This window comes from Kitasatospora sp. NPDC059327 (assembly GCF_042752535.1).
In the GTDB taxonomy this organism is placed as follows: Bacteria; Actinomycetota; Actinomycetes; order Streptomycetales; family Streptomycetaceae; genus Kitasatospora.
Genome location: NZ_JBHYYB010000092.1, coordinates 19,198 through 35,505, shown reverse-complemented (window position 1 = coordinate 35,505; position 16,308 = coordinate 19,198). Strand labels below are relative to the sequence as shown.

At 70.6% G+C, this 16,308-nt stretch carries 15 protein-coding genes and 1 riboswitch; of the genes, 8 read left to right on the top strand and 7 right to left on the bottom strand.

All coding sequences use genetic code 11. The features are described from left to right. Nucleotides 1-282: 282 nt before the first annotated feature. Nucleotides 283-1,065: a rhomboid family intramembrane serine protease gene (locus ACFXHB_RS35810; RefSeq protein WP_380579670.1), complete on the top strand. Its 783-nt coding sequence runs from the start codon at nucleotides 283-285 to the stop codon at nucleotides 1,063-1,065. A gap of 41 nt (nucleotides 1,066-1,106) precedes the next feature. Continuing rightward, entirely contained in the window at nucleotides 1,107-1,388 is a 282-nt protein-coding gene (locus ACFXHB_RS35805) for an Lrp/AsnC ligand binding domain-containing protein (protein WP_329487307.1), read from the top strand. A gap of 12 nt (nucleotides 1,389-1,400) precedes the next feature. Here ACFXHB_RS35805 and ACFXHB_RS35800 read toward each other — a convergent pair whose 3' ends face one another. The 3 genes from ACFXHB_RS35800 to ACFXHB_RS35790 form a co-directional block, all read right to left on the bottom strand. Beyond that, nucleotides 1,401-2,780, bottom strand: coding sequence for an aminotransferase class V-fold PLP-dependent enzyme (locus tag ACFXHB_RS35800; RefSeq protein ID WP_380579667.1), 1,380 nt, complete (start codon nucleotides 2,778-2,780; stop codon nucleotides 1,401-1,403). 50 nt (nucleotides 2,781-2,830) lie between these two features. Continuing rightward, nucleotides 2,831-2,948, bottom strand: a riboswitch (SAM riboswitch). 166 nt (nucleotides 2,949-3,114) lie between these two features. Beyond that, nucleotides 3,115-4,191 carry an anthranilate phosphoribosyltransferase gene (gene trpD / locus ACFXHB_RS35795; protein ID WP_380579665.1) on the bottom strand — a complete coding sequence of 359 codons (1,077 nt, stop codon included), beginning with the start codon at nucleotides 4,189-4,191 and terminating at the stop codon, nucleotides 3,115-3,117. Between the two features lie 124 nt (nucleotides 4,192-4,315). After that, nucleotides 4,316-4,741 carry a hypothetical protein gene (locus ACFXHB_RS35790; protein ID WP_380579663.1) on the bottom strand — a complete coding sequence of 142 codons (426 nt, stop codon included), beginning with the start codon at nucleotides 4,739-4,741 and terminating at the stop codon, nucleotides 4,316-4,318. Nucleotides 4,742-5,147: 406 nt separating this feature from the next. On the opposite strand from ACFXHB_RS35790, the gene ACFXHB_RS35785 reads away from it, so the two are divergent. The 5 genes from ACFXHB_RS35785 to ACFXHB_RS35765 all read left to right on the top strand — a co-directional run bounded on the left by ACFXHB_RS35785 (nucleotide 5,148) and on the right by ACFXHB_RS35765 (nucleotide 9,980). Further along, nucleotides 5,148-5,768 carry a heme-copper oxidase subunit III gene (locus ACFXHB_RS35785; RefSeq protein WP_073923280.1) on the top strand — a complete coding sequence of 207 codons (621 nt, stop codon included), beginning with the start codon at nucleotides 5,148-5,150 and terminating at the stop codon, nucleotides 5,766-5,768. A 187-nt stretch (nucleotides 5,769-5,955) separates the two neighbouring features. Then, complete coding sequence (locus ACFXHB_RS35780; protein ID WP_380579661.1) at nucleotides 5,956-6,765, top strand: c-type cytochrome; 810 nt, start codon at nucleotides 5,956-5,958, stop codon at nucleotides 6,763-6,765. An 8-nt stretch (nucleotides 6,766-6,773) separates the two neighbouring features. Beyond that, nucleotides 6,774-7,832 carry a Rieske 2Fe-2S domain-containing protein gene (locus ACFXHB_RS35775; RefSeq protein ID WP_380579659.1) on the top strand — a complete coding sequence of 353 codons (1,059 nt, stop codon included), beginning with the start codon at nucleotides 6,774-6,776 and terminating at the stop codon, nucleotides 7,830-7,832. Further along, complete coding sequence (locus ACFXHB_RS35770) at nucleotides 7,829-9,493, top strand: cytochrome bc complex cytochrome b subunit (protein WP_380579657.1); 1,665 nt, start codon at nucleotides 7,829-7,831, stop codon at nucleotides 9,491-9,493. Before ACFXHB_RS35775 ends, ACFXHB_RS35770 begins: the two co-directional genes overlap by 4 nt. 103 nt (nucleotides 9,494-9,596) lie before the next feature. After that, on the top strand, nucleotides 9,597-9,980 hold the full coding sequence (locus ACFXHB_RS35765) for a GntR family transcriptional regulator (protein ID WP_380579655.1): 384 nt from the start codon (nucleotides 9,597-9,599) through the stop codon (nucleotides 9,978-9,980). A gap of 39 nt (nucleotides 9,981-10,019) precedes the next feature. Here ACFXHB_RS35765 and ACFXHB_RS35760 read toward each other — a convergent pair whose 3' ends face one another. From ACFXHB_RS35760 to coxB, 4 genes are all read right to left on the bottom strand, one after another. Continuing rightward, nucleotides 10,020-11,282, bottom strand: a complete 1,263-nt coding sequence (locus tag ACFXHB_RS35760; RefSeq protein ID WP_380579653.1) for an Ig-like domain-containing protein — start codon at nucleotides 11,280-11,282, stop codon at nucleotides 10,020-10,022. A 167-nt stretch (nucleotides 11,283-11,449) separates the two neighbouring features. Next, nucleotides 11,450-11,866 (bottom strand): cytochrome c oxidase subunit 4, encoded by a 417-nt coding sequence (locus tag ACFXHB_RS35755; protein WP_380579651.1) that lies wholly within the window; start codon nucleotides 11,864-11,866, stop codon nucleotides 11,450-11,452. Then, nucleotides 11,866-13,641, bottom strand: coding sequence for a cytochrome c oxidase subunit I (gene ctaD, locus ACFXHB_RS35750; RefSeq protein WP_380579649.1), 1,776 nt, complete (start codon nucleotides 13,639-13,641; stop codon nucleotides 11,866-11,868). Before ctaD ends, ACFXHB_RS35755 begins: the two co-directional genes overlap by 1 nt. Beyond that, a complete protein-coding gene (gene coxB / locus ACFXHB_RS35745; RefSeq protein ID WP_380579647.1) occupies nucleotides 13,638-14,492 on the bottom strand; it encodes a cytochrome c oxidase subunit II in 855 nt (284 codons plus the stop codon). Before coxB ends, ctaD begins: the two co-directional genes overlap by 4 nt. Before the next feature lie 368 nt (nucleotides 14,493-14,860). Between coxB and ACFXHB_RS35740 the strand changes: the two genes are divergently transcribed. Beyond that, nucleotides 14,861-16,294 (top strand): cysteine desulfurase/sulfurtransferase TusA family protein, encoded by a 1,434-nt coding sequence (locus tag ACFXHB_RS35740; protein WP_380579645.1) that lies wholly within the window; start codon nucleotides 14,861-14,863, stop codon nucleotides 16,292-16,294. Nucleotides 16,295-16,308 lie beyond the last annotated feature (14 nt).

Below are 16,308 nucleotides of genomic sequence, written 5' to 3'. Positions count from 1 at the left end.
GCAGCTCTTCGACGAACAACATGCGTTCACCTCCGGTCCCTCAGCGGCTCTGGCCGCGACGGCTTGACTAGTTAGGCACGCGAGATGTCTCTCGGGTGGTCCCTGGGTGGGCTCAGGCGCTCCCCCCGGAGCCCCGGCATCGGCGGCGGGAGACGGGAATGCCCGCCCCAAGCCTATTGCCTGGGGCAACCACCCCGGCCACCGGTCACGGCGATCGCGGGGGTGGTCCACCTGCCGTACAGCGCGGTGTGGCAGGCACCGGACGGAGGGATGCTTGGTCGCATGGCGATCCCGGTCCTCGACCACACCGGTGCGCGGGGCGGCCGCCCGGCCGCGCCCGTTCCGGCCGTCAGCTACGCGCTGATCGCGCTCAACGTCCTGGTGTTCCTGCTCGGCCCGGCGGCCGGGCTCAACCCGCTCTACGGCCGGGGGCAGGACCGGGTCTGCGCGGAGCAGCGCTACGAGCAGCGCTGGGGCGCCGTCCCGGCCGAGCTGCTGGCCGGGCGCCCGCTCAGCGCCGGGCAGCTGGCCGAGGCCCCCGATCCGGTGCCGGGCTGCCCGGCCGCCCCGACCCCGGGCAAGCATCCGGCCCTGTCGGTCCTCAGCGGGCTCTTCCTGCACGCCGGCTGGCTGCACCTGCTGGGCAACCTGCTCTTCCTCCAGGTCTTCGGCCCCACGGTCGAGGAACGCCTGGGCCGGGCCCGGTTCGCCCTCTTCTACCTGGCGGCCGGCTCGGTGGCGACGTACGGCTTCGCGCTGGCCGAGGCCCACTCGCCGGACTCCACCCGGGTGCTGATCGGCGCCTCGGGGGCGATCGCCGCCGTGCTCGGCGCCTATCTGCGGCTCCATCCGCGCGCCCGGGTGACCACGCTCGTCCCGCTGCTGCTCTTCCTGCCGCTGCGCTTCCCGGCCTGGCTGGTGCTCGGCCTCTGGTTCGCGCTCCAGTGGTGGTCGGTGCACGCGGCGGGGCCCGGCGTCGCCTACCTGGTCCATGTGATCGGCTTCTCGGCCGGGTTCCTGTACGCCTGCACGCTGGCCACCCGCCCCTCGCGACGGCCCGGCTGACGCCCGATACCCTGGCGACACCTCACAAAGGAGCCCGAACAGTGATCACCGCCATCGTCCTGATCAAGACCAGCGTCGACCGCATCCCGGAGATCGCCGAGGCGATCGCGGCCATCGAGGGCGTCAGCGAGGTCTACTCGGTGACCGGCGGCTACGACCTGGTCGCGATGGTGCGGGTGCGCCGGCACGACGACCTGGCCGAGGTGATCCCCGGCCGGCTGAACAAGGTCCCGGGCGTGGCCCACACCGAGACCCAGATCGCCTTCCGCACCTACTCCCAGCACGACCTGGAGACCGCCTTCGCGCTCGGCCTGGGCGAGTAGCCCCTCCCCCGCTCAGCTCGCGCGGCGGCCCCTGTCGACCTGCACGGTGGCGACGCAGCGGCCGCCCTCGTTGCGGTAGTTCCAGGCCGCGCCGTCCGTGACCAGCTCGCGGACGGCGGTCAGGAACCGGTCGATGTGCTCGTCCGGGGTGCCCGCGCCGAAGCTGACCCGGATCGCGTTCAGGCTGCGCTCCCCCGGCAGCGACGACTCGGGCGCGCCGCACTCGGACGGCGCCACGTCCTCGTCGCCGAGCAGGGTGCGCACCAGCGGGTGGGCGCAGAACAGGCCGTCGCGCACCCCGATGCCGTACTCGGCGGAGAGCGCGGCCGAGAAGTGCGAGCTGTTCCAGCCCTGGACGACGAAGGAGAGCACGCCCACCCGGGCCGAGTCCGCGCCGAACAGGTTCAGCACCCGCACCTGCGGGACCTCCGCCAGACCGGCCTTCAGCCGGGCGATCAGCTGCTGCTCGCGGGCCTCCAGCGCGTCGAAGCCGGCCTCGGTCAGCGCCCGGCAGGCCGAGGCGATGGAGTAGGCGCCGATCACGTTCGGCGAACCGGCCTCGTGCCGGGCCGGGCCGGTGTGCCACTGCACGGCCACCGAGCCGTCGGCCTCCCGGGCCACCGTGCGGGTGGCGCCGCCGCCCGCCAGGTACGGCTCGGCCTCGTCCAGCCAGTCGGACCGGCCGGCCAGCACGCCCGCGCCGAACGGCGCGTAGATCTTGTGCCCCGAGAACGCGATCCAGTCCACGCCCAGCTCGCGCACCGAGACCCGGTGGTGCGGGGCGAGCTGCGCGGCGTCCAGCACCACGCGGGCCCCGTGCCGGTGGGCGGTCTCGGTCAGTTCGGCGACCGGCCACAGCTCGCCGGTGACGTTGGAGGCGCCGGTGACGCAGAACAGCTTGGGGCCCTCGGGGGCCTCGGCCAGCGCGGCGTCCAGGGCGGCGACCGCCTCGGCCCGGGAGCGCGGGGCGCGCAGGTAGGTGACGCTCAGGCCGGCGTGGCGCCAGGGCAGCAGCGAGGCGTGGTGCTCGGTCTCGAAGGCGAAGACCCGGGTACCGGCCGGCACCGCGCCGGCCAGCAGGTTGAGCGAGTCGGTGGTGGCCCGGGTGAAGACCACCTGGTCGCCCTCGCGCAGGTCGAGGAAGTCCGCGACGGTGCGGCGGCTCTGCTCGAAGAGGTCGGTGGAGAGCTGGGAGAGGTAGCCGGCGCCCCGGTGCACGCTGCCGTAGTAGGGGGCGTAGGCCGCGACGTCGTCCCAGACCCGCTGCAGGGCCGGGGAGCTGGCGGCGTAGTCGAGCGCGGCGTAGGTGACCTTGTCACCGTTGACCAGCGGGACCTCGACGTCGTGGCCGAGGACGGGGAGCGGGGCGCAGATTTCGGTGGCGACGGACATGGGAGTGCACTCCTTCGACGGGTAAGGACCCCGGAGTGCGTGTCAGCCGGCGTCCGCGCTTGTCGCGCGGACGGATTGCCGCGAGACCCGGTCCTCACCCAGGGCACCCCGCCACGGACGGAGGGTTGCCGGACAGCCAGCTGGGGCTTTGCACTGTCACTCATGACCTGGCGAAGACTCTAGGTCGGGTCCGCCGACTGGTCAAACAGATGTCCACCATTCGGACGGCCGCCCATCGGCCCGCCCACTCGTCCGCAGGTCACCGGTGCCCCGGACAGGCACGCGGGCACGCGAAGGGCCCGCGGGGGCGTCCCCGCGGGCCCCGGCCGCCGTCTCACGCCTTGGCGGTGGCCTCCGCCCAACGCCGCAGGAGATCCTGCGCGGCGCCCGAGTCGATGGCCGCCGCGGCCCGCTCCATCCCGGCCGCCAGCTGCTCGGTGAGCGGCGCGTCGGTGAGGTCCAGCGCGACCAGCGCCGTCGCCGTGTTCATCAGGACGGCGTCCCGCACCGGCCCGCGCTCCCCGGCCAGCAGCCGGCGGGCGACGTCCGCGTTGAAGGCCGGGTCCCCGCCGCGCAGCGCCTCGATGCCGACCAGCTCGACGCCGACGTCCCGCGGGTCGAAGGAGGTCTCGGTGACCTCGCCGTCGCGCACGATCCAGATCCGCGAGGTGGTGGTGACGGTCAGCTCGTCCAGGCCGTCGTCGCCGCGGAAGACCAGCGCGGTGGATCCGCGCCGGGCCAGCACCCCGGCGATCAGGGCCGCCAGCCTGGTGTCGAAGCAGCCGATCGCGTGCGCGGTCACCTTGGCCGGATTGGTCAGCGGACCGAGGGTGTTGAACGCGGTCGGCACCCCGAGGCCACTGCGGGCGGGGGCGGTGTGCCGCATCGCGGGGTGGAACTTGGCCGCGAAGCAGAAGGTCAGCCCCACCTCCTCGGCCACCTCGGCGACCCGCCGGGCGGAGAGGTCGAGCCTGACGCCGAGCTTCTCCAACACGTCCGAGGAGCCGCTCGCCGAGGAGGCGGCCCGGTTGCCGTGCTTGACCACCTTGGCGCCGGCCGCCGCCGCGACGATCGCCGACATGGTGGAGATGTTGACGGTCTTCGCCCGGTCGCCGCCGGTGCCCACGATGTCCACCGCCGGGCCGGGGATGGAGAGCGGTTCGGCGTGCGCGTACATCGAGTCCACCAGGCCGACGATCTCGTCGACCGTCTCGCCCTTGGCCCGCAGGGCCACCATGAAGCCGGCCATCTGCACGGCGGAGGCCTCGCCGCTCATGATCCGGTCCATCGCCCAGGCGGTGTCCGCCCGGTCCAGGTCCTCGCCCCGCAGCAGCGCCGAGAGGATGTCCGGCCAGGTGCGGACCACCTGCACGGGGTCCTTGCCGCCGTTCGCAGGGTTCACGTTCACCATGGCTGACTCCAGCTCTCGTCGGTTCCCCGAGGGGATCTCCGTAAGGATGGAGCCAGCCTATCGAGCGGCGGGACGCCATCGCCCCGCCGCGGCCTTCACTTCTCTCGTACTGAGACGCGCCGCCCTAGCGGGCGGCCGGCGCCCGCTTCGCCAGCCGGGCCCGGAGCAGGGTGGCGGCCGCCTCGGCCAGCGCCACCGGATCCACCGGGCGGGAGATGGCCGCGTCCGCCCGGCTCCAGGCGGCCAGCCAGGAGTCCTGCGGCCGACCGATCAGCACCAGCACCGGCGGGCAGCCGTAGATCTCGTCCTTCAGCTGCCGGGCGAGCCCCAGGCCGCCGGCCGGCACCGCCTCGCCGTCCAGGACACAGAGGTCCACGCCACCCTTCTCCAGCGCCTTCAGCACCGCGGGGGTCGTCGCGCACTCCAGGTAGGTCAGCTCCGGAACATCCTCGGCGGGCCGCCGGCCGAGGGCCGTCAGCACCTGCTCACGGGTGTTGCGGTCGTGGCTGTAGACGAGAACGGTCAGCGTCTCGCCGGTGGTGTCCGCCATGGGCCCTGCTCCCTCACGTGTGATCCGGACCACGTTCGCCTCATCCCGGATGCTACTCCCGATCACCGCCCGCCGAGCCACTCCCGCGCGATCCGTCTCAAGCCGCCGCGCCCACGGCCCGCCCGGGACTCACCCGCCCGGAGGACAGGCCGTCACCCCCGCTGACGCGGTCCACCCGTACGGCCGACGGAACGGCCGATCCCTTACTCCCGGCGACCCCCGAAGGAGTGGAGCGACACGCTGGGCAACAGGGTCGAAGACACCTTCGAGGAACCGTCAGAAAAGGGACACGCCGCTGCTCAGCCGCCATCGGGGCGTCCCCCCGGGCCCCACCGGGGCATACCGCACGCACCGGACACTCCGAGGGACACCCCCCGGCGTGAAGACGGAATAAGGGACCGACATAATGTCCGTCGTGGCGACAGCAACAGCAGTAGAAACCGGGCACGCGCACGGATCGGTCAACCGGCCGAACATGGTCAGCGTCGGAACGATCGTCTGGCTCAGTTCCGAGTTGATGTTCTTCGCGGCCCTCTTCGCGATGTACTTCACGCTCCGCTCCGTCAAGGGAGCCGAGTTCTGGAGCGAGAAGGCACACGCCCTCAACGTGCCCTTCTCCTCGGTCAACACCACGATCCTGGTGCTCTCCTCCCTGACCTGCCAGCTCGGCGTGTTCGCTGCCGAGCGCGGGGACGTGAAGAAGCTCCGCTCGTGGTTCGTCATCACCTTCGTGATGGGCGCGATCTTCATCGGCGGCCAGATCTTCGAGTACACCGAGCTGGTCAAGAAGGACGGCCTCTCGCTGTCCTCCGACCCGTACGGCACGGTGTTCTACCTGACCACCGGCTTCCACGGTATGCACGTGACGGGTGGTCTGATCGCCTTCCTGCTGGTCCTCGGACGGACGTACGCAGCCAAGCGCTTCACGCACGAGCAGGCCACCGCCGCGATCGTGGTGTCGTACTACTGGCACTTCGTCGACGTCGTGTGGATCGGCCTGTTCGCGACCATCTACCTGATCAAGTAACCAGCTGATCAGGTCGCTGGCCACCGGCCCCGGGTCCCGCCCTCACCGGCGACGGCCCGATTTGCCGGTGCCTACGCTCCCAACCGACCGACCGCGCGCGCAGCCCTAGACAGGCAGCCTCGTGCCGGCCAGACCGGCCGCCGGGTGCACCCACCAGTCGACCAGATCCTGACACCGGGGTTATTCCGTGAAAAAGCTCTCCGCACGACGGCGCCACCCATTGGCGGCGCTGGTCGTCCTACTTCTCGCCCTGGCGGCAACCGGGGGGCTGTACGCCGCGTTCGCGCCCGCCGACAAGGCGCAGGCCGACGTCGCCGCGCAGTCGCTCGCGATCGATGAGGGCAAGAAGCTCTTCGCCGTGGGCTGCTCCTCCTGCCACGGCCTGAACGGCCAGGGCAGCAGCGACGGTCCGAGCCTGGTCGGCGTCGGCTCCGCCGCGGTCGACTTCCAGGTCGGCACCGGCCGCATGCCGGCCCAGCAGCCCGGCGCCCAGGTGCCGGCCAAGAAGAACATCTACTCGCAGGCGGAGATCGACCAGCTCGCCGCCTTCGTGGCTTCGCTCGGCCCCGGCCCGGTCATCCCGACCGAGGAGCAGTACACCTCGACCAACCCCGAGGACCTGTCCAAGGGTGGCGAGCTGTTCCGCACCAACTGCGCCCAGTGCCACAACTTCGCCGGCCAGGGCGGTGCCCTGACCAAGGGCAAGTACGCCCCGTCGCTGGAGGGTGTGGACGCCAAGCACATCTACGAGGCCATGCAGACCGGCCCGCAGAACATGCCGTCGTTCCCGGACACCACCATGCCCGAGGAGCAGAAGAAGCAGATCGTGGCCTTCGTCCGCCACACCACCAACGATGAGCCCAACCCCGGCGGTCTCACGCTCGGCAGCCTCGGTCCGGTGACCGAGGGTCTGTTCGGCTGGATCTTCGGTCTCGGCACGCTCATCGCGGTCGCGATCTGGGTCGCCGCCCACACCACCAAGGCCAAGAAGTCATGAGCCACGACATGTCAGAAGACAAGCTCCCGGAGTCGCACGGCTCCGCCGGACACCACGAGGTGGCCGCCCACGGCGATCCGTTCGCCGACCCGGGTCTGCCGGCCCACGCACCGCGTCGCACCGACATCGACGAGCGGGCCGCCCAGCGGGCCGAGCGCCAGGTCTCGCTGATGTTCGTGGTCTCGATGCTCGCCACCGTGGGCTTCATCGCCTCCTACGTGGCCATCGACCCGGACAAGATCGTCTTCATCTGGCCGCTGGGCCACGTCAGCGCGCTGAACTTCGCGCTGGGGATGACGCTCGGTGTCGCGCTGTTCTGCATCGGCGCGGGCGCGGTCCACTGGGCCCGCACGCTGATGTCGGACCACGAGATCCCGGCCGAGCGTCACGCGATCGAGGCCGACGACGAGGTCCGCGCGGACGTCATCGAGCAGTTCAAGACCGGCGCCGCCGAGTCCGGCTTCGGCCGCCGCAAGATGATCCGCAACACCCTCATCGGTTCGATGGCGCTGGTGCCGCTCTCCGGCGTGGTGCTGCTGCGCGACCTGGGCCCGCTGCCCGAGGACAAGCTGGCGCACACCGGCTGGCGCGAGGCCACCGACGCCAAGCCGCTGCAGCTCATCAACATGAACACCAACCAGCCGATGAAGGCCGAGGACCTCATCGTCGGCTCGCTGACCTTCGCCATGCCGGAGGGTCTGAGCACGCACGACGAGGACTTCCAGCAGCAGATCGCCAAGGACGCCCTGATGCTGGTGCGCATCGCACCGCAGGACATCAAGGACGACGAGTCCCGGGAGAAGGGCTTCGAGGGCATCCTCGCCTACTCCAAGATCTGCACCCACGTCGGCTGCCCGATCAGCCTGTACGAGCAGCAGACCCACCACGCGCTCTGCCCCTGCCACCAGTCGACCTTCGACCTGGCCGACGGCGCGCGCGTGATCTTCGGCCCGGCCGGCCACCCGCTGCCGCAGCTGAAGATCACCACTGACGAGAAGGGCTTCCTGGTCGCCACCGGCGACTTCGACGAGCCCGTCGGCCCGAGTTACTGGGAGCGTGCTCGATGAGTAGCGCGAGCAGCACCACCACCTCCGGTGCCGCCAAGCCCGCCGGCAGCACCCGTGCCAATCCCGCCAACAAGTGGGAGCAGGCCGCTGACTGGACGGACGGCCGGCTGGGGATCTACTCCCTCGCCAAGGCCAACCTGCGGAAGATCTTCCCGGACCACTGGTCCTTCATGCTGGGCGAGATCTGCCTCTACACCTTCGTCATCATCATCCTCACGGGTGTCTACCTGACGCTGTTCTTCAAGCCCAGCATGGGCGAGGTCATCTACGACGGCTCGTACATCCCGCTCAAGGGCATCCCGATGTCCGAGGCGTACGCGTCGACGGTGGACATCAGCTTCGAGGTCCGCGGCGGTCTGCTGGTCCGCCAGATCCACCACTGGGCCGCGCTGGTCTTCGTGGCCGCGATGCTCGTGCACATGATGCGCGTGTTCTTCACCGGCGCGTTCCGCAAGCCGCGTGAGATCAACTGGGTCTTCGGCTTCCTGCTGCTGATCCTGGGCATGTTCGACGGCTTCTTCGGCTACTCGCTGCCCGACGACCTGCTCTCCGGTACCGGTATCCGCTTCATGGAAGGCGCGATCCTCGCCGTCCCGCTGGTGGGCACCTACATCCAGATGTTCCTGTTCGGCGGCGAGTTCCCCGGCCACGACATCGTGCCGCGGTTCTTCACCATCCACGTGCTGCTGATCCCCGGCATCATGCTCGGCCTGCTGGTCGCGCACCTGATCCTGGTCTTCTACCACAAGCACACCCAGTGGGCGGGCCCGGGCAAGACCGAGAAGAACGTCGTCGGCATGCCGCTGATGCCGGTCTACATGGCCAAGGCCGGCGGCTTCTTCTTCCTGGTCTTCGGTCTGATCGCCGCCATCTCGGCGATCGCCACGATCAACCCGATCTGGGCGTACGGCCCGTACCGCCCCGACCAGGTGTCCACGGACGCCCAGCCGGACTGGTACATGGGCTTCTCCGAGGGCCTGATCCGTGTCATGCCGGGCTGGGAGATCGGCCTGTGGGGCCACACCCTGAACCTGGGTGTCTTCGTCCCGCTGATGATCTTCCCGCTGGTCCTGGTCGCGATCGCGGTCTACCCGTTCATCGAGGGCTGGGTCACCGGCGACAAGCGCGAGCACCACATCCTGGACCGCCCGCGCAACGCCCCCGTGCGCACCGCGCTGGGCGCCGCCTGGATCAGCCTGTACCTGGTGCTGCTGGTCGGTGGTGGCAACGACCTGTTCGCCACCCACCTGCACCTGTCGATCAACGACATCACGTACTTCGTCCGGGTCGGCTTCTTCGTGGTGCCGGTGCTCACCTTCATCGTCACCAAGCGCTGGTGCCTCGGCCTCCAGCGCCGCGACAAGGAGAAGGTGCTGCACGGCCGCGAGACGGGCGTCATCAAGCGCCTGCCGCACGGCGAGTTCATCGAGGTGCACGCGCAGCTGCCGCAGGCCGACCTGCACACGCTCACCTCGCACGAGCAGCCGCCCGTGTTCGAGCTGCCGGCCGAGACGGACGAGAACGGCGTGGCCGCCAAGGCCGGGCTGCTCACCCGCACCCGGGCGAAGCTCTCCCGCGGCTTCTACGGCGAGGGCAGCCGGATCCCCAAGCCGACCGCCGAGGAGCACCACGAGATCACCAGCGGCCACGGCCACCACTGATCCCGTACGCACCCCCGCGTCACCCCCGAGGGCCGCTGACCAGAGTTCTTCCTGGTCGGCGGCCCTCGGGCTTTCCCCGTCCGTCCCACCCCCAGGAGCCCTCGTGGAGCTGTCCGTCGACCCCGCCGCCGCCACTCCCCCGTACGAGCAGATCCGGGAGCAGATCGCCGAGCGGGCCCGCACCGGCGAGCTGCCGACCGGGCTGCGGCTGCCCACCGTCCGGGCCCTGGCCGAGCGGCTCGGGCTGGCGGCCGGCACCGTGGCGCGGGCCTACCGCGAGCTGGAGGCGGACGGCGTGGTGGAGACGCACGGCCGGCGCGGCACCCTGATCGCCGCCACCGGTGACACCGCGCACCGGCTGACGGCCGCCGCGGCCACCGAGTACGCCGAACGCGTCCACCGGCTCGGGGTGTCGACGGCGGACGCGCTGGCGGCCGTGGAGACCGCCCTGCGGCTGGCCCACCGGGAGCCCGGCCGGCAGGGCTGAGCGCGCCGGAGCGGGGCCGGGAGGGGCCGGGAGGGGGGGTCAGATCTCCGGGCGGATCATCCCGTTGGCGGGGGCCCGGGTGGCCGGCGCCATGGTGCTGAGCGGCTGTCCGAGGGCGCTGTGCTTGACCCAGTCGGTCCAGGCGATGTTCCAGTCCCCGAAGCCGTTGCCGAACGGCTCCATGCTCGCGCCGTGGCTGTTGACCACCGTGACGAGGTCACCGACCCGGGTGTTCTGGTAGAACCACTTCGCGTTCTCGGTGCTCATGCCGGTACAGCCGTGGCTGACGTTCGCCACGCCCTGCGAACCCACCGACCAGGGCGCGGCGTGCACGTACTCGCCGCTCCAGGTCACCCGGGTGGCCCACTCGACGTTCAGGTCGTACGCCTCCGAGCTGCCGGCGGCTATGCCGATCGTCTCGCCGCTCATCCGGACCTGGCGCTCCTGTCCGAGCACCACCTTGACGCCGTTGCGGGTGTCGAAGCCCGGCTTGCCGGTGGTCACCGGTATGGTCCGGACGACCTCGCCGTCACGCGTCAGGGTCAGCTCGTGGGTGGCGGCGTCCACCACCGTCTCCACCCGCTCGCCGATCCGCAGCGCCAGCGCGGCGCGGTCTCCGCCGTAGAGGCCGTCCGCGATCCGGCTGCCGGTGCCGTCGAAGACGAGGCTGACGGTGGTGCCGGTCGGCCAGTACTCGGCCGGCCGGAAGTGCACGTTCTTGTCGTCCACCCAGTACCAGCCACCGGTGACGGCGGGCTGCGAGGTGACGGTCAGGGCGCGCTCGACCTCCTGGCGGGCCTGCGGGTCCTTCACCGCCTCGGACAGCTGGACGGTGAGCGGCTGGCCGACCCCGTAGAGGCCGGTGCCGGAGGAGTCCGGGCCGAGCTTGGCCGTGAGCAGACGCTGTCCGGCCAGGGTGCTGAAGCCGGCGGTGGTGTCGCCGCGGCCGCCCTTGCCGTCGGTGGCGGCGATCCTGACGGTGTAGGCGGTGGCCGCCTTCAGCCGTCCGGTGGTCTGCCAGCTGAGCTGGTCCGCCGAGAGCTGCCCGGCCACCACCCGGCCGTCCGGGCCGACCACGGTCACGTCGGTGAGCCGGCTGCCCGGGAGGGCGGTCACCGTGACGGGCTGGGAGGGATCGACCGTGCCCTCGGCCGAGACGTGGACCAGCGGGGCCGCGTCCACCCGATGGACGGCGCCCGGGGCGTCGTCCTCACTACCGGACGAGCAGGCGGCCAGTGGGGCCAGCACTGCGAGAGTCAGCGAGATGCTGCCGATGCCTGCGATACCGCGCCTGTCGGCCATGACCGCCTCCGAGGGGTCGCACGATTGATCAGATCGTAGGAACGCGGAGCGGGAGAGCGACATCGGAGCGACCCTCCGTTGGACCAGGAGGGTGAGGCCGTCACTCCGGGGACGCAAAAGGGCCGGGCATCCCGTGCGGGATGCCCGGCCCTGTGCGAGGGGGAGGACTACTGGTTCTGGTTCTCGCCCCGGTAGAACTCGAAGACCCAGCCGAACAGACCGATCAGGATGACCGGGATCGACCAGTAGAGCAGCCACCAACCGAAGATCACGCCCATGAACGCGAGCGCGCCACCGATCGCCAGCGAGAGCGGCTGCCAGCTGTGCGGGGCGAAGAAGCCCTGCTCGCCGGAGTCGTCCGCGACCTCGGCCTCGGGGTTGTCACCCGCGCCGCTGTCCACCCGGCGGGCGGTGAAGGCGAGGTAGTACCCGATGAAGGCACAGAGCGCGAAGGCGAGGAACAGCGCGGTGGTACCGGCGGCCTCCACCCCGAGGTCGGAGTGGTTGGTCCAGACGCCGTAGGTGATCGCCATCGCGAGCGTGAAGACCGCGAGGCCCAGGAAGATCTTGCCCTGTTCCTTCATCAGGCGTCGCCTTCCTTCTTGCCCTTGTCGAGCTGCGGGGCGTCGTACTTGGCCGGGGTCACACCGGCGAGGTGCTTGGCCGGCTCACCGTGGTTCTCCAGGTAGTCCAGCGCCGCGATCTCCGGGTAGTGGAGGTCGAAGGCCGGGGATTCGGAGCGGATCCGCGGCAGCGTGAGGAAGTTGTGCCGCGGCGGCGGGCAGGAGGTCGCCCACTCCAGCGAGCGGCCGTAGCCCCACGGGTCGTCCACCTCGACCTTCTCGCCGTACTTGGCCGTCTTCCAGACGTTGTAGAGGAACGGCAGGATCGACAGGCCCAGCAGGAACGAGCCGATGGTCGAGACGGTGTTCAGCGTGGTGAAGCCGTCCGAGGCCAGGTAGTCGGCGTAGCGGCGGGGCATGCCCTCCGCGCCGAGCCAGTGCTGCACCAGGAAGGTGGCGTGGAAGCCGATGAACAGCGTCCAGAACGTCATCTTGCCGAGGCGCTCGTCCAGCATCTTGCCGGTCATCTTCGGCCACCAGAAGTGGAAGCCCGCGAACATCGCGAAGACGACGGTGCCGAAGACCACGTAGTGGAAGTGGGCGACGACGAAGTACGAGTCCGAGACGTGGAAGTCGATCGGCGGGGACGCCAGGAGCACACCGGTCAGACCACCGAAGAGGAAGGTGACCAGGAAGCCGACCGTCCAGAGCATCGGGGTCTCGAAGCTCAGCGAGCCCTTCCACATGGTGCCGACCCAGTTGAAGAACTTCACACCGGTCGGGACCGCGATCAGGAAGGTCATGAAGGAGAAGAACGGCAGCAGCACTTGGCCGGTGACGTACATGTGGTGGGCCCACACCGTCACGGACAGACCGGCGATCGCGATGGTGGCCGCGATCAGACCGGAGTAGCCGAACATCGGCTTGCGGCTGAAGACCGGGATGATCTCCGAGACGATGCCGAAGAACGGCAGCGCGATGATGTACACCTCGGGGTGACCGAAGAACCAGAAGAGGTGCTGCCAGAGCAGTGCCCCGCCGTTGGCCGGATCGAAGACGTGTGCCCCGAATTTACGATCCGCCTCCAGCGCGAACAGCGCGGCGGCCAGGACCGGGAAGGCCAGCAGGACCAGCACGGCGGTCAGCAGGACGTTCCAGACGAAGATCGACATCCGGAACATCGTCATGCCGGGCGCGCGCATGCAGATGATCGTGGTGATGAAGTTGACCGCACCGAGGATCGTGCCGAAGCCGGAGAAGGCCAGACCCATGATCCACATGTCGGCGCCGATGCCCGGCGAGCGGACGGCGTCCGACAGCGGGGAGTAGGCGAACCAGCCGAAGTCGGCCGCACCCTGCGGGGTGACGAAGCCGGCCACCGCGATGGTCGAGCCGAACAGGTACAGCCAGTACGCGAACATGTTCAGACGCGGGAACGCCACGTCCGGGGCGCCGATCTGGAGCGGCATGATCCAGTTCGCGAAGCCGGCGAAGAGCGGCGTCGCGAACATCAGCAGCATGATCGTGCCGTGCATCGTGAACGCCTGGTTGAACTGCTCGTTCGACAGGATCTGGGTCCCGGGACGAGCCAGCTCGGCACGCATGACCAGGGCGAGGATGCCACCGATCAGGAAGAAGGCGAACGACGTGCCCAGGTAGAGCGTGCCGATCGTCTTGTGGTCAGTGGTGGTCAGCCACTTGATGATGGTCGAACCCGGCTTGCGGGTCCGCTGCGCCCCGACCGTGACGGCCCCGGCGCCCCCGCCGGCCGCGGCGGGCTCGTTGAGGATGGTCACTTCTCTTCACTTCCCATGGTCGTGATGCCGGAGGGCAACGCGCCGGTCTGGCCCTTGGCCCGCAGGTCCGCCAGGTGCTTGTCGTAGTCGGCGCGGTCGACGACCTTGACCTTGAACAGCATGCGCGAGTGGTCGACGCCGCAGAGCTCGGCGCACTTGCCGTCGTACTCGCCCTTGACGTTCGGGGTGACCTCGAACTTGTTGACCACGCCCGGCACGACGTCCATCTTCATCAGGAAGTTGATGGGCCAGAAGTCGTGGATGACGTCACGTGAGGTCAGCCGGAACTGGACGCTCTCGTTGACCGGCAGCCACAGGGTCGGCATCTCCTTGGGAGTGCCGACGTCGTACGCCGCGTCCTTGTTGGCCGGGTCGGGGTTCTCGGTGTTCTCGTAGTTGAACGCCCAGCTCCACTGGAAGCCGACCACGTTGACCGTGTGCTGCGGCTTCTCGGAGACGGCGATCAGCCTCGACTCGTCGCGGGCGACGAAGTAGAAGAGAACCGACACGATGATGATGGGGACCGCGGTGTAGAGCGCCTCGATGGGCACGTTGTACCGGGTCTGCGGAGGGATCTGCACGCCGGTGCGGCTGCGCCGGTGGAAGATCACGCTCCAGATGATCAGACCCCACATCAGTACGCCGACCACCAGCGCCGCGATCCAGGACCCCTGCCACATGTGGAGGACCAGAGGCCCTTCCTCGGTGACGGGGCTCGGGAGGCCAAGCCTGGGGAGGTCGTTGGCCGAGCAGCCGGTGGCGGTCGCGATGACGAGGCCCAGTGCCAGCGCCTGAGGCAGCTTCCGCCGCATCGTGCGCCGCGGCGAGCGGTCGGAGCCGTTGGGACTCACGTAGCGCCTTCCCGAAGTCTCGCCCGCCTTCGCGTCGCCCCGCGGAGGTTTGTGAGCCTCCCCGGCGACCCGTCCACGGGCACGGTTTGAATGCTTATGCGGGCCAAACCCTACTCCAGCCTTATGCGCTGCTGACGGGCAGGTCCCGGTAACGCGCCGCCCGGTCGCCCGATCAGGCCCCGCAAGGGCTGCGTCGCAGGTCATCGTAGGCATTAGAGGTCCGTACGCCCGATCGGGGGATGAGCTCGAACGACCTGGGTGACGGTTCGTCGGATGAGGACGAATCGGACATTCGGGTTGATCGACTGACGGCCGGTAAGCGGCGGGCGGCGGCCGGATCCCGCCCGGGAGTGTCGTTAAATGTGACCGTGTACTTCGATGTGGCGTCCACGGCCCCGCTCCACCCCGTCGCGCGGCAGGCACTGACCGCCGCCCTGGACGAGGGGTGGGCCGATCCCGCCCGGCTCTACCGCGCCGGACGGCAGGCCCGGATGCTGCTGGACGCCGCCCGCGAGACGGTCGCCGAGGTGCTCGGCACCCGGGCCGACGAGATCTCCTTCACCACCGGCGGGACGCAGGCCGTCCAGCTGGGCATGCTCGGCGCGCTGGCGGGCCGCCGGCGCCGGGGGGCGCACCTGGTGCACTCGGCGGTGGAGCACTCCAGCGTGCTGCACACCGCCGAGTCGCACGAGGCGGCCGGCGGCACGGTGGGCGTCGTCCCGGTCGACCGGTACGGACGGGTCACTCCGGAGGGGTACGCCGCCGCGCTGCGACCGGACACCGCGCTCGCCGTGCTGCAGTCGGCCAACCACGAGGTGGGCACCGTGCAGCCGGTGGCCGAGGTGGCCGAGCTCTGCGGCGAGGTCCCGCTGCTGGTGGACGCCGCGCAGAGCGCCGGGCGGGTGGACGTCCCGGGCGGCTGGTCACTGCTGACGGCCAGTGCGCACAAGTGGGGCGGTCCGGCCGGGGTCGGTGTCCTGGCGGTGCGCAAGGGTGTCCGCTACTCCTCGCCGCTGCCGGCCGACGAGCGCGAGGGCGGCCGGGTGCCCGGCTTCGTCAACGTCCCGGCGATCGTGGCCGCCGCCGCCTCGCTGCGGGCGGTGCGCGCCGAGGCCGAGCGGGAGAACGCCCGGCTGCACGCGCTGGTCGAGCGGATCCGGGCCCGGGTGCCGAGGTCGGTGCCCGAGGTGGAGGTGGTCGGCGACCCGGTGCGGCGGCTGCCGCACCTCGTCACCTTCTCCTGTCTGTACGTCGACGGCGAGGTGCTGCTGACCGAGCTGGACCGGGCCGGCTTCGCCGTCTCCTCCGGTTCCTCCTGCACCTCCTCCACCCTGACGCCGAGCCATGTGCTGGCCGCGATGGGGGTGCTCACCGAGGGCAACGTCCGGGTCTCGCTGCCGTTCGGCGCGGCCGAGGCCGATGTGGAACGGTTCCTCGCGGTGCTGCCCGAGGTGGTGGAGCGGGTCCGTGCCCCGCTCGGGCTGGACCTGTCGCTGCCGGCGCCGGCGGCCCCGGACGCGCCGGTGGCCCCGGACGCGCCGGTGGCCGACGCGCTGGTGATCGACGCGCTGGTGATCGACGCGCTGGGCAAGCGGTGCCCGCTGCCGGTGATCGAGCTCGCCAAGCGGATCGGCGAGGTGCCCGCCGGCGGGACGGTCGCGGTACTGGCCGACGACGAGGCGGCCCGGCTGGACGTCCCGGCCTGGTGCGGCATGCGCGGCCAGGAGTACCTGGGCGAGGCCCCGGCCGCCGACTTCGGCGGCGACCGGGGCTCGGCCTACCTGGTGCGGCGCACCCTCTGAGCGGGTGCGCCCGG

Excerpts from the sequence above, each read along its gene's own strand:
- ACFXHB_RS35810 (WP_380579670.1), top strand. The coding sequence starts at position 283 with ATGGCGATCCCGGTCCTCGACCACACCGGTGCGCGGGGCGGCCGCCCG.
- ACFXHB_RS35800 (WP_380579667.1), bottom strand. The coding sequence starts at position 2,780 with ATGTCCGTCGCCACCGAAATCTGCGCCCCGCTCCCCGTCCTCGGCCAC.
- trpD (WP_380579665.1), bottom strand. The coding sequence starts at position 4,191 with ATGGTGAACGTGAACCCTGCGAACGGCGGCAAGGACCCCGTGCAGGTG.
- ACFXHB_RS35790 (WP_380579663.1), bottom strand. The coding sequence starts at position 4,741 with ATGGCGGACACCACCGGCGAGACGCTGACCGTTCTCGTCTACAGCCAC.
- ACFXHB_RS35785 (WP_073923280.1), top strand. The coding sequence starts at position 5,148 with ATGTCCGTCGTGGCGACAGCAACAGCAGTAGAAACCGGGCACGCGCAC.
- ACFXHB_RS35775 (WP_380579659.1), top strand. The coding sequence starts at position 6,774 with ATGTCAGAAGACAAGCTCCCGGAGTCGCACGGCTCCGCCGGACACCAC.
- ACFXHB_RS35770 (WP_380579657.1), top strand. The coding sequence starts at position 7,829 with ATGAGTAGCGCGAGCAGCACCACCACCTCCGGTGCCGCCAAGCCCGCC.
- ACFXHB_RS35760 (WP_380579653.1), bottom strand. The coding sequence starts at position 11,282 with ATGGCCGACAGGCGCGGTATCGCAGGCATCGGCAGCATCTCGCTGACT.
- ACFXHB_RS35755 (WP_380579651.1), bottom strand. The coding sequence starts at position 11,866 with ATGAAGGAACAGGGCAAGATCTTCCTGGGCCTCGCGGTCTTCACGCTC.